Source organism: Methylomonas rosea (genome assembly GCF_024505055.1).
Lineage (GTDB): Bacteria > Pseudomonadota > Gammaproteobacteria > Methylococcales > Methylomonadaceae > Methylomonas > Methylomonas rosea.
In genome coordinates, this window is record NZ_JANIBL010000028.1 from 45,636 (window position 1) to 58,830 (window position 13,195).

The 13,195-nt window shown below is 49.8% G+C and carries 9 protein-coding genes; 3 read left to right on the forward strand and 6 right to left on the reverse strand.

Annotated elements, in window-relative coordinates; translation table 11 throughout:
• Window positions 1–5: 5 nt before the first annotated feature.
• Window positions 6–1,232 carry an NAD(P)/FAD-dependent oxidoreductase gene (locus tag NP589_RS10525; RefSeq protein ID WP_256606937.1) on the reverse strand — a complete coding sequence of 409 codons (1,227 nt, stop codon included), beginning with the start codon at window positions 1,230–1,232 and terminating at the stop codon, window positions 6–8.
• A 385-nt stretch (window positions 1,233–1,617) separates the two neighbouring features.
• Here NP589_RS10525 and NP589_RS10530 point away from each other — a divergent pair, with 385 nt between their 5' ends.
• Complete coding sequence (locus NP589_RS10530; protein ID WP_256606938.1) at window positions 1,618–2,832, forward strand: AMP-binding protein; 1,215 nt, start codon at window positions 1,618–1,620, stop codon at window positions 2,830–2,832.
• 129 nt (window positions 2,833–2,961) lie between these two features.
• Here NP589_RS10530 and truA read toward each other — a convergent pair whose 3' ends face one another.
• From truA to cysM, 4 genes are all read right to left on the reverse strand, one after another.
• Window positions 2,962–3,765, reverse strand: coding sequence for a tRNA pseudouridine(38-40) synthase TruA (gene truA / locus NP589_RS10535; protein ID WP_256606939.1), 804 nt, complete (start codon window positions 3,763–3,765; stop codon window positions 2,962–2,964).
• 12 nt (window positions 3,766–3,777) lie between these two features.
• Window positions 3,778–4,290, reverse strand: a complete 513-nt coding sequence (locus NP589_RS10540) for a L,D-transpeptidase (RefSeq protein WP_256606940.1) — start codon at window positions 4,288–4,290, stop codon at window positions 3,778–3,780.
• Window positions 4,291–4,331: 41 nt separating this feature from the next.
• Window positions 4,332–5,654, reverse strand: a complete 1,323-nt coding sequence (gene rlmD / locus NP589_RS10545) for a 23S rRNA (uracil(1939)-C(5))-methyltransferase RlmD (RefSeq protein ID WP_256606941.1) — start codon at window positions 5,652–5,654, stop codon at window positions 4,332–4,334.
• 92 nt (window positions 5,655–5,746) lie between these two features.
• Entirely contained in the window at window positions 5,747–6,637 is an 891-nt protein-coding gene (gene cysM, locus NP589_RS10550) for a cysteine synthase CysM (protein WP_256606942.1), read from the reverse strand.
• 126 nt (window positions 6,638–6,763) lie between these two features.
• Here cysM and ppk1 point away from each other — a divergent pair, with 126 nt between their 5' ends.
• Window positions 6,764–8,833, forward strand: a complete 2,070-nt coding sequence (gene ppk1, locus NP589_RS10555) for a polyphosphate kinase 1 (RefSeq protein ID WP_256606943.1) — start codon at window positions 6,764–6,766, stop codon at window positions 8,831–8,833.
• A gap of 8 nt (window positions 8,834–8,841) precedes the next feature.
• A complete protein-coding gene (gene dnaQ, locus NP589_RS10560; protein WP_256606944.1) occupies window positions 8,842–9,561 on the forward strand; it encodes a DNA polymerase III subunit epsilon in 720 nt (239 codons plus the stop codon).
• 26 nt (window positions 9,562–9,587) lie between these two features.
• Here dnaQ and NP589_RS10565 read toward each other — a convergent pair.
• Window positions 9,588–13,195 (reverse strand): DUF1631 family protein (locus NP589_RS10565; RefSeq protein WP_256606945.1); only part of this gene is annotated, 3,608 nt, incomplete at its 5' end.

Genomic DNA, 13,195 nt, shown 5'->3' on the forward strand with positions numbered 1-13,195 from the left:
ACCGCTCAGGCAGTTTGATACGTTGCCAAGATGGCCTCGATTTTGTTGGCGGAGCGCTGCGTCATGGGGTTTTCTTCATCCCAGGCATAGCCGGCCAGGATGGAACAAATCATGGCTTTGACGCTGGCCAACTGATTTTCTTCGAAGATGATTTGTTGGAAACGGCCATCGTACCAGGCCTCCACATAGGCCCGAAATACCTCTATACCCTTGCGCAAAGCCTGCTCGTATTCCACAGACCAGTTCACCGACTCGCCGCGTAATTGCCGGTCAACCAAGGGTACAACCAGCGCAGCGGATTTCATAGCGATAGTCACACCCGACGAAAACACCGGATCCAGAAATTCGCCGGCGTTGCCGAGTAAGGCAAAGCCCTGGCCATACAGTTGCTTGACGTTGGCCGAATAGCCGCCGATGGTGTTAGCCGGCGTATCGAAGCAGGCGTCGGCCAACAGTTCAGCGAGCCGAGGTTCTTCGAACGCAATTTCCTTTAACACTTCCAACGGCTCACCCTCGCGTTCGTCCAGAAAACCGGCCGGCGTCACCACGCCCAGCGAACATCTGCCGTTGCTGAACGGAATTAGCCAATACCAAATCTCGTGAAATTTGGGATGTATCGCGATCAGAATTTTATTGCGGTCGTAATCGGATACGGTAATCCGATCTTCGATATGAGTGAACAGCGCCCGGCGCGGCGACAAGGAAGAAGGCGTTTCCAGATCCAATAAGCGCGGCAATACCCGGCCAAAACCACTGGCGTCCAACACCATCGCCGCTGACCATTCTTTGCGTACACCATTAGCATCGACGCTGGTCATGCGGGCTTGGCCTGGATTACTAAAATCCGCTGCCAGGATAGTTTGTTGATAATGGATAGGCACACCGGCAGCTTCGGCGCTGTCGGCCAAAACCTTATCAAAATGCGCTCGCGGCACTTGAAAAGTGGTGCCCCAGCCTGGGCTAAATTTCTGAGTAAAATCGAACTCGGTCAGCTTGCCGGCTCTGGAAAACGCCGCGCCGTTTTTGAACTGAAAACCTTCCGCCGTCACCGCCGGCAACATGTCGGCCGCTTCCATAAACGCCATGCACTGGGGCAGCAGGCTTTCGCCTATCGAAAAGCGCGGGAACTGTTCTTTTTCCAGAATCACCACATGGTGACCGCGTTGTTTCAGCATTTTCGCCGCCACGCTGCCCGAGGGGCCGGCCCCGATAATCAATACATCCGCATCCATTTACTTACCAACCCTCGTTATCCGGTTAAAATATGTCCAGCAAAATTCAGTAACAGCGGCAATGCCGTTAAGTTAAATTTGGAGTATTCCTTCTCCCTCGGTACCCAAGGGTATAAATGAGAAGGTTAGGATGCGGGAATCAAAATAAGGTAATCGCCTTGTTCAATTCTCCTCACCCCTACCCTCTCCAGCAGGAGAGGGAGCTTTTACGACTACCTCTAACTAGTTAGGGAGTTAACTTAGCGGTATTGCCCCAAAAAAATCCCATTCAATGCAGGAAACCCACAAATCTCGCGCCCCACAGACAGCAATCGATTCCAGCCACACAACCCCGTTTGCACTCCACAATGGCCAGATAGTCAGCAGGGGCAATCTATGGGCCGATGTGACAGCTCTTGCAGCACAATTGCCCGACCGGCCTTATCTGTTCAATTTATGCGAAAACCGCTATCTGTTTTGTATTTGCCTGTTGGCGGCGGCAGCGCGCGGTCAAATCTGCCTGTTGCCGCCGGCCGGCCAAATGGCTGTGATATTGGAAATTCTCCAAGACTATCCCGGCGCTTATATCGCCAGAGAACACGCTCCGCAGCAAACGGGTTTGGATTGGTTCGAAGTCATCGCGCCAAATTCTGAAATCACGGCATCGCCGCCCCATTTCGACTGGCGGTGCACCGCCGTGATCGCCTTCACCTCCGGCAGCACCGGCAAGCCAAAGCCCTGCCCTCATAGCCTAAATACCTTTAAAACATCCGCCGAGATGGCGGTAAGCAGTCTGGGATTAGCCGAACAGCAAGTATTGATGCTGTCCACCACCCCGCCGCAACACATGTACGGCCTGGAAACTTCGGTATTTTGGCCGCTGTTTTCCCAACTGGTGCTACACGACGGCCGGCCGTTCTTCGCCGAAGACATCCGCCAAACAATTAAATCCGCGCAGTGGCCCACGCTACTGGCTTCCACGCCCACCCATTTGCGTTCCTTGATCAAAGCCGAAGCCTCTTGGGACAACCTGACTGGCATCATTTCCGCCACCGACACTTTATCCGAAAAGCTGGCCGGCGAGACCGCGGCAATTTTAGGGCAATCGCCGCGCGAAATCTATGGCAGCACCGAAACCCTGTCGTTTGCCAGTCGCGAGACGTTGCGGGAAAACCTGTGGCGACCTTACTCAGGCTGCTGCTTGACTCAAGATAAAAAAGGACAGACCTGTCTGGAATCTGCGCATTTGCCGCATGCAGTACCGCTGCAAGACAGCGTGCAAATCGAAGCCGACGGTCGCTTTGCCGTATTGGGCCGCGATCAGGATATGGTGAAAATCGGCGGCAAGCGCGCCTCTTTAACCGAACTGAATCGCCGATTGAAAGACATCGACGGCGTGGAAGATGGCTTCTGCTTCATCCAAGAAAATGGTCGCTTGGCCGCTGTCGTGGTCAGCAAGCTAAACAGTCAGGCTATTAAATTGAGCTTACAGCCCTATCTGGACGAGGTATTTCTGCCGCGAAAAATTCATTTCGTTACCGAGATTCCGCGTAACCAGACAGGTAAACTTGCAAAAATCGAACTGGAAAAGTTGTTAACGGGTTTGATTGCCAGAAATTAAATTACTTGGCGTTCAGTGGAATTATCCAGCAAACCTTGTACACCAGACTTAGGCCTACCGGCAAAAAGCTCATGCCTGTTTGACGGTTTGCTATCTCGATTTGCCCGGCTGTTAAGGGCTTAGACAAGATTAGTCATAGCGCCTTGCGTCAGCCGGCAATTTGTCGAACAAGGCGTTTTTGGCGATGCCGTAATGCGCCGGATAATACACAGCAGCCAGATGCAAGCCATGCGGTGGCGCAGTCATCGCCGCTTGGGAGCGGTCCTGAACCACCAGCAGTTCCTTCGTCCACTCTACAGGCCTTCGGCCCATGCCGATCTCCATCAACACCCCGGCGATATTTCTGACCATATGGTGTAAAAAAGCGTTAGCGCACAGATCGATGATCACCCGCTGCTCGTCTCGATAAACATCAATGAAATGCATCAAACGGTTGGGGCTGACCGACTGACAGCTCTGGGCCCGAAACGAGGAAAAATCGTGTTCGCCCAGCAGGGCTTGCGCGGCCAGATGCATGACTTGTTCGTCGAGCGTCTGGTAGCACCAAGTCGCCTGAGTTCTTAACAAAGCCGACTTCATCGGCCGATTCAAAATCACATACCGATAAGCCCTGGCTATAGCACTGTAACGCGCATGAAAATCGCCCTGGGCCGGCTGCGCCCAGGTAATCCGAATATCGTCCGGCAATTGACTGTTCCCGCCCATCAGCCAGGCGTGCATATCGCGCTCGACATCGCAATCGAAATGCACCACTTGCTCTAGCGCATGCACGCCGGCATCGGTACGACCGGCGCAAAGCACGGTAACCGGTTGATTGGCGATTTTGCTCAATGCGGCTTCCAGCGCGCCTTGTAAGGTTGCTCTGCCTTCCTGCCATTGCCAACCGGCATAAGAGCTGCCGTCGTATTCGATACCTAAAACAATGCGGGGCATATCGGTTGCTGATTATTCATGAATCCATACCCGGCAACCCACAGTAACCAGCTCGAATAAGGCAATCAGGTCGGCATTTAGCATGCGCACACAACCGTGCGATTCCGGCTTGCCTTGCATCAGTTCATCCGGCGTGCCGTGAATATAAATGTAGCGCCATGTGGAATCGACATCGCCGTAGCGGTTTTTACCCGGTTCCAGGCCACCCAGCCAGAGAATCCGACTAAGAATCCAGTCGCGTTGCGGATACTGCAGCGCCAATTCCGGTGTATAAATTTCGCCGGTCGGCCGGCGGCCGGCCAGCACGCTGTTGATAGGCAGGCCGGCACCGATTTTGGCGCGGACTTTATGCCAACCGGTCGGTGTGCAGTAACTGCCTTTCTTTTCGCCGGGGCCGTTTTTAGCGGTTGAGACCGGAAAGTCGGCCAATACCGCGCCGCTATCTAATAAACGCAGGCCTTGCTCGGCAATGGAGATGTCTATGTAGCTAGCTGTAGCGGCGAATTCAGTCGCAGATTTGGACAACTTGTCAGAGGCGAGTGAATTCTCCTCTACAGAATATCGGATCATTGCACAAACAAGGCTATCGATTCGACATGCGCGGTTTGCGGAAACATATCCATCACGCCAGCCTTGACCAGTTTGTAACCGAGCTCATTCACCAATATCCCGGCATCACGGGCCAAAGTGGACGGATTGCAGGATACGTAAACGATGCGTTCCGGCCGCCAATGTTTCAAATTGTGCAGCACTTCCGAGGCGCCAGCCCGCGAGGGGTCGAGTAACACCTTGGTAAACTTTTGCTTGGACCAGGGTTGGTCTTTCAGATCCTTGGTCAAATCGGCGACATGAAATTCGACGTTATCGAGATTATTTAACTTGGCGTTTTCGCGAGCGTGCTTGACCAATGGCAAGTCGCCTTCCACCCCTACCACTTGCCCGGCCTGCGTTGCCAGCGGCAAGGTAAAATTTCCCAAACCGCAGAATAAATCCAGTACCCTGTCGTCCTTGGTCAATTCCAGCGCAGCCAAGGCCCGCGTCACCATTTTTTGATTGATCTGGTAATTGACCTGGGTAAACATCGCCGGGCGAAAATTGAATTTAACCCCCTGCTCAGCCAAGGCATAACTCGGAATCACTTCCGGCTCGCCGTCCAGCGGGACGATTGTGTCCGGACCTTTGGGCTGTAAACAAATGCTGACCTGGTGCTGATGGGCGAATTCGCGCATTCTTTGCCTATCCGCGTCGGCCGGCGCTTCCAGCACCCGAAACGCCAGCACACATTCGTTGTCGCCAATCGCGACTTCGATTTGCGGGATTTTGTCTTTCACCGTCAAACCGGCAATCATCTCGCCCAGTGCAATCAATTTTTCGCCGACGATAGGATTCATCACCTTACAGCTTTCGAGTTCAGCCAGAAACGGATTGCGACGCTCGCGAAAGCCCACTAAGACCCTATTCTTTTTCGCCACCCATTTCACGCCCATCCGGGCTTTGCTGCGATAACCCCAGTGTGGGCCGGTCAGGGCCTCCCAAATTTGCGGAATTTCAACTTTGCCGATGCGGCGAAACTGGTCGCGAAGTAAATCCTCTTTAAAGTTGATCTGTTCGGCGTCATCGACGTGCTGAAAACTGCAACCGCCGCAACTGCCGAAGTGCGGACAAGCCGGCTCAACCCGATGTTCGGAGCGGCTGAGCAAATTAACTACCTTACCTTCTGCGTAGTCCTTACGGCTGTCGGTGTAGACAAATTCCAGCGTTTCGCCGGGCAAGGCTTCGTCGATAAATACGACTTTACCATTGACATGGCTGACGCCACGGCCATCGTGGGAGAGGGATTCTATGGTAACGGTGACGGGGTCTAGCGGGAGTTTTTTCTTGTGGGCCATTATGAAATTTGCTTCGGGTTACTGCGATTCGGGTTAGCCCCGATGATAAATCGGTCAGGGAATGCAATTGCGCCCCTGACCTGGTTTGCCGGTCAAGTCGGAAAAATACCAGTGGATAAATAGCGGTCACCGCGATCACAGACTATGGCCACGATCAAGGCGTTTTCAACTTGTTGGGATAATTGCAAAGCCGCGTAAACGGCACCGCCGGACGATACGCCGGCGAAGATGCCCTCTTCCGCCGCTAAGGCGCGGGTGGTGTTTTCCGCATTCAGTTGATTGACTTCGATGATGCTATCCACGCGCACCGATTCGTATATCTTGGGCAAATATTCCTTCGGCCATCGACGGATGCCGGGGATTTTCGAGTCGCCTTCCGGTTGTACACCAATAATTTGAATGGCGGGGTTTTGTTCTTTCAAATACCGGGATGTGCCCATGATGGTACCGGTAGTACCCATGGAGCTGACGAAATGGGTAATCGTGCCCTGGGTGTCGCGCCAGATTTCCGGCCCCGTGCCTTCGTAATGCGCCAATGGGTTATCGGGGTTGGCGAATTGATCCAGAATCCGGCCTTCGCCGCGCGCTTCCATGGCCCTAGCTAAATCGATAGCGCCTTCCATGCTGCCTTTCGCCGGCGTTAGGATAATTTCCGCGCCATAGGCTTTCATCGATGCAATACGCTCGGCACTCATGTTGTCGGGCATGATCAAGGTCATTTTGTAGCCTTTTATTGCCGCCGCCATCGCCAGGGCAATGCCGGTATTGCCGCTGGTGGCTTCGATCAAGCGGTCGCCGGGCTTGATCTCGCCGCGCGCTTCGGCGTGTTGAATCATACTTAAGGCGGGCCGGTCTTTAACCGAACCAGCCGGATTGTTACCTTCCAGCTTGACCAAAATAGTATTGCCGCCAGCGACTGGCAAGCGTTGCAATCGCACTAATGGCGTATTTCCGACAAAAGACTCTATGGTTGGGAAGTTCATGACTTTAACATCCGGTTAAGGTTACGGCGGCGATTATAGCAAGTTCCGCATCTCAAGCGCCGCTGTAACCCAAGGCCAAAAAATTTCATTTATAATCGACTGACCGCAATCCAACCAGCAGCCGACATGGAATCCATCGATCTAACTAGTCCCGAGCTTTACATAAACCGCGAGCACAGCTTGCTGGAGTTCAACTTTCGGGTGCTCGCTCAAGCCCTGGACGAAACGCTACCCCTATTGGAAAGGCTGAATTATTTATGCATTTCTTGTTCCAATCTGGACGAGTTCTACGAAGTACGGGTCGCCAGCTTGATACAAATGGCGGAAATGGACCCCAATCTGGTCAGTTCCGACGGCTTAACCATTAACGAACAGTTCGAAAAAATCTCGATCAAAGCGCACGAACTGGTCGCCGAGCAATATCGGGTGCTTAATGAGGTACTGATCCCCTGTCTGGAAACCGAAAATATTCGTTTCCTGCGCCGTGACCGCTGGAGCCCCGCGCAAAAAGTCTGGTTGGAAAAATATTTCAACGAAGAATTACTACCGATTCTGACCCCGGTCGGACTGGATTCCGCCCATCCCTTTCCGCGCATCCTGAACAAAAGTTTAAATTTCATCATCTCTCTGACCGGCAAGGATGCTTTTGGGCGCAATAGCGGCCGGGCGATTTTACAGGCACCGCGCGCGTTGCCGCGTATCGTGCAATTACCGGTTACCGATACCGATAGCGGGCCGTACGATTTTGTATTTCTATCCTCCATCATTCACGCTTTCGTCAATGAATTGTTCAACGGCATGATGGTGAAGGGTTGTTATCAATTCCGGGTGACACGCAACAGCGACTTTTTTGTCGACGACGATGCGATCGACGACTTGATGCTGGCCGTGGAAGGCGAGCTGGCGATGCGCAATTACGGCGACGAAGTGCGACTGGAAATCGACGGCAATTGCCCGGAAGAAACCGTCAACTTCCTGTTGGCGCGTTTTGATTTAAAACACGACCGTTTATTTTTGGCTAACGGTCCTGTCAATTTGAGCCGTATCCAAACCATCTTGAATATGGTCGAAAGACCCGATCTGAAGTTTACGCCGTTCAAATCCAGCGTGCCGTCGGCGCTAGGTCGCAATAAGGACATTTTTGCCAGTATCCGTAAGCAGGATATTTTATTGCACCATCCTTACGAATCGTTCTCGCCGGTGGTGGATTTCATTCGTCAGGCTGCTGCCGATCCGGATGTGCTGGCCATCAAACAAACCTTGTATCGGACCGGAGTGGACTCGCCTATCGTTGCAGCGTTGATCAAGGCCGCCCGCGCCGGCAAGGAAGTCACGGTGGTCATCGAACTGCGAGCGCGCTTCGATGAAAAAGACAATATCGGTCTGGCCGCGAAACTACAGGAAGCGGCGGCCCATGTGGTATACGGCGTGGTGGGATACAAAACCCACGCCAAAATGTGCATGGTCTTGCGCAAGGAAGGCACCACGCTGCGCAATTACGTGCATTTGGGCACCGGTAACTATCACCCGAAAACCGCCCGTCTCTATACCGACTACGGTCTGTTTACCTGCGAAAAAGAACTGGGCGAAGATGTGCGGCGAGTATTCATGCAACTAACCAGCTTGGGCAAGGTAAGCAAGCTCAATAAACTGCTGCAATCGCCGTTTACGCTGCATCACGGCATCATGAAGATGATCGATAGGGAAATTGAAAACGCCAAGAAAGGCAAGCCGGCAAAAATAGTTATCAAGGTCAATGCCGTAGTTGAGGAGCAGGCCATACAAGCCCTGTACCGCGCATCGCAAGCCGGCGTGGAAATTAAAATGATCGTGCGCGGCGTCTGCTGTTTGCGGCCGGGCGTACCCGGAGTTTCCGAGAATATCGAAGTACGTTCCATCGTCGGCCGCTTTCTGGAACACACCCGCATCTATGCGTTTTGCAACGGCGGCGACTGGGCGGTTTACGCGTCCAGCGCCGATTTGATGAACCGCAATATGTTCCGCCGCGTGGAAGTCTGTTTCCCTATCGCCGACAAACGGATTGCCGAACGCATTCTTAACGACCTGGATGCGTATCTTAGAGATAACGCCCAAGCCTGGCAATTGCAAAGCGACGGCCAATACCGGCATTTGCGCGCCGAAGGTCAAGCTGTTTATCAAGTACAAACCGAACTGCTCAAAGCGTTTTGCGGATAGAGAAAGCCATGAGTCAAAAACCCCGCCAAATTCGGCAAGTAGTGCTGGATACCGAAACCACCGGCATCAATCCCAAGGAAGGTCATAAGATTATAGAGATCGGCTGTGTGGAGCTGATTAACCGGCGTTTGACCCGCAACCATTTTCACGTGTACCTGAATCCGGATCGGGAAATCGATGCCGGCGCAATTGAAGTGCATGGCATTACCAACGAATTTTTAAAGGATAAACCCCGCTTCGCCAATGTCGTCGAAGACTTTATGCGCTTTACCCACGGCGCGGAGCTGATTATTCACAACGCACCGTTCGACGTCGGTTTCTTGAATCACGAATTGGCTTTGTTAGCCGGCGAGCCGCGTCGCGTCGAAACGAACAGTACCGTATTCGATACCTTGGCTTACGCCCGGAAAAAACACCCCGGCGCCCGGAACAGTCTGGATGCTCTATGTAAGCGCTATGGCATAGACAACAGTCACCGCGAGTTACACGGCGCTTTACTCGACGCCGAGATCCTGGCCGAAGTCTATTTATTAATGACCGGTGGACAGGCTTCCTTGCTGGATGAAGGTGATCACACCGGCAATGGTAACGAACAGCCTATCGTACGTCTGTCGGCCGACAGACCGCCGTTAAAAATCATTGCATGTAGTAGCGAAGAGGAGGAGGCCCACCAACAGCGCTTGGCGAAAATAGCCAAAGTCAGCGGCAATTGTTTGTGGCAACAGTAATTTGGGTGTATTTGGACACCCTGCTTTCAAAATCCCCAGAACTCGGTGTCTTCAAATGAAAAAAGCGGGGCGCTAGGTGGTGGTTCGATGACCAACTCGCGGAGCGGCATGGGTTTGTGTACGCCGTAACCTTGCGCAAAATCGACGCCTATGGTTTTCAAAACTGCTCTAATCTCAGCGTTTTCGACGTATTCGGCAATGGTTGCCAAACCCAGGGAATGGGCGATTTCGTTCATGGATTTCACTATCGCTATATCGGCCTTACTATTTAAAATATCTTTAACAAAAGCCCCGTCTATTTTCAGGTAATCGATATTTAAATTCTTCAGATAAGAATATGAGGAATAACCGGACCCAAAATCATCCAAGGAAAATTTGCAATCAAACTGCTTGATTGCTTTGATGAAACTATTTGTTAAATAGAAGCTTTCCGCAGCGACCGTTTCAGTCACTTCAAAAATCAGCTTATTAGTCGGAACACTAGTCGACTCTAAAATACCTTTAAGAAACCCCAAAAACTCTGCACTGTTGATAGATTGGCCGGATAGATTAATGGCAAACCCATCGATATGATCGAAATAATGTCTATTGTTTTCAATCCACAACAGTACATTGGTAATTACCCACTGATCTATTTCCGGCATGCGCTTACAGCGTTCCACGGCCGGTATGAAATGGTCGGGCGGAATAATATTATCGTTTTCGTCCTTAATACCGAGCAGAATTTCGTAATGTTGATGACTGGCACTGGTTTCGTCTACGGCGGTAATCATTTGGCAACGCAAAAATAACCTATTCTCGGAAAACACCTTGTCAATATTGCCTATCCATTCGTATATTTTATTTTGACGCTTTAAATTCTCGTCATCATTCGTAAAAAGCAATACGTTATTCGGACCGGAACGTTCCGCAGACATACTTGCGGCATCAGCGTTTTGCAACAACTCGTTAACATCGAAATTATTCTGTTCGAACGGCACCAAGCCGATGCTCACACCGATGGTATAGCTTTTCTCTTGCCATTGAAATCGCGATTCGCTGATGACTTTTAACAGTTTCTTGATTAAATCATAAGCGGTTTGCGCAGTGCAATCTTTTAACAGCACCGCAAACGATTTATCGCCGATTCGCGCGAATAAATCGCAATCGCGCAACTGCTCGCTGATTAAATGCGTGAGAGTTTTTAAGAACTGTTTTCCGCCCGCGACACCGCAAACGTTGGTAATGACCCGAAAATCCAATACCTCTATATGACACAATATATGACCTGTGCTGTCGAGTTTAACTAGCTCGACTTTTAGCTGTTTAATAAACTCGTCCTTGGTAAGTAAGTCGGTTTCCGCATCGTGCGTTGCGTTATAAATCAGCTTGCTATGCATGTTTTGCAACATTTGATTGGTCGCGCGATCCATTAAGGGCACGTCCAGGCTCTCTATTCTATTAGCCCCGCCATTTTCTAAAAGTAATGCTAATTCGCTCTTACTAAGTTCTAACTTAGTTAGTCCATCGCGGTTAACAAAAACACAAATCGGTAAAACATCCCCTATCCAGACCAGTTTCATAGGTTCAAAACCTTCCGAACCTCTATAAATTATCAGCCATTCTCCTACCTGTAGTTGTGCAACTTGTACCGCCCATTCAGATTCTATAATGTCCTGCGTGGATTTCGGTGCCGGAATTCTGATGGTGTCCATCGGTTTCCTGACTTTTGGCACCCCGCTGCCTACCAGCAAAGCAAATAACTCCTCAATAACATTATCGCGTTTGAATAAATTAGGACAAACCGCGCCTAAATTATCCTCGATAAATTTAAGTGTGGTGTGAATGCTGACCGATTGCATATTAAGAAATGAATCTTGCTCGTAAAGCCAAAATAGCAAATCGTCAATAACCTTGAGATAGGAGATTTTTTCTTCGGGATTAGCTTCCTTGTTTAACTCGGCAATCACTAACAGGTCTTGCCATCCAGCCCCAAGGAGCGTGGGAATGATCGATGGTACGGAGCGGCCGGCTATGCGCTTATCGACTTCCTGCTGAATAGTCAGCCTTGCCATCTCCAGTTTTTGTTGGCCTTCGTAGGGCTCTATGATGCGCTTAATGTTGGTGTCATTGGATTTGGTCAATTTTTTTGCGACGTCATCCAGCTCATGTTCGACTTCTGCGAAGACGTTAGGATTGCTTATAGACTCAGCGGAAATCCGCGCAATCGCTTTTTCTACAGTATTTTTTATATTAGTATTTTTGATTACCCGATTACTTTTAATCGCAGGTTCCAAAATAGCCAGTTGATTAAGTATTTTGCGGGCAGGATGCGTTTCTGAGTCCAGAAAATCATTACCTTGCATGGGCAATGACAACAAAGGCAAATGAATACTTTCCAAATAGTCTTTAATATCTGTAGAAAACTCAAGCTCACCGAACAAGGCATCAAAAAACTTGCCATATAACTCAAGACGCTGAACGTCGTTTTCTGCCAATGATTTTGCTTCAGGACTATCCGCCTGCAATTTATCGGTAAGGCTTTTTTGGAGTGTACTGGTATCTAAATGAGGGCCGGATTTCGCCGCGATATCCTTTTGAATTTTAGCAATTGCGGCTAAAACCTCCTCAGGGTTAAAGACCGGTAGATGATGACTAAGCGGCTGACTGTGTTCCTCGCGTCTGGTATCGGTGGGTACGTTAATTGTTTCGCTTAAAAGATTGAGTAATTTTCCAGTAACTTGGGTTAAAGGTTGGATAGATTTGTGATCGGCAAGTGGTTCCGCATCCAAATAATCATTGAAATATACTTGATTTTTATCGCTATTTTTAGCATCAAAAGCCGGGCCGCTCTGCTTACTATGAACCGGCATTACCAACCGCGCCGATTCAAATTTTGTTAAAGTTGCGGCTGCTTGTTTGTAAAAATTCGGTAGTTCGATAATTAAGGTTTTCTCGAAACAATTATAAATTGCCTTTTTTATATTGCACCCTAATTCCAGCTGTAAGAATATTTCTCTAAAACTGTCGCATAAAACCGCTGGGCCGATTGGGTTATTGACCGTATTGTCAAATACCCCAAACACTCTGCATAACTCTCTAACTAATAAACTAAGCTCGTCGTCAAAATAGTTTTTAAGCTTCCTGATAGAGGTCGCCATATTCAACCAGTCTTCAAAGTCGTCTTTTTCGATTAACGAAAGAGATTCATGATATAAAGCGTCCGGACTTTTTTCGCTATCACTAGAAATATAATCAACCTGATATATAACAGAACAACAAAATTCACTACTAATAATCTCTCTGTTCAGCTTTAGAGTAGTAATCAAATCATCGAAAGCCGACGGACTGGAAAAAAACTCGGAATGCGCATTCGCAGCATCCATACAGTCGCCAAGCGAGTCAAAAAACCTATCTATTAGTAAAGGTAAGCTTTCTATTAGAAATTGTTTAAATATGTTTTTAAAGTTTTCTTGATTTAAAGTGTCCGGCGAAGTATCTATATTGTCATGAGTTGAGGCTAGCGATCCAACGCTTGCTATTTTTCTCAACGCATTGAACGTAGTGGCGGGAATCTGTTCAGTGACAACGCCTACCCCTGTAGAGCCGATATGCGTTATTTGTGCATCTACTTCAAAAGTTTTTAGCTCAAACT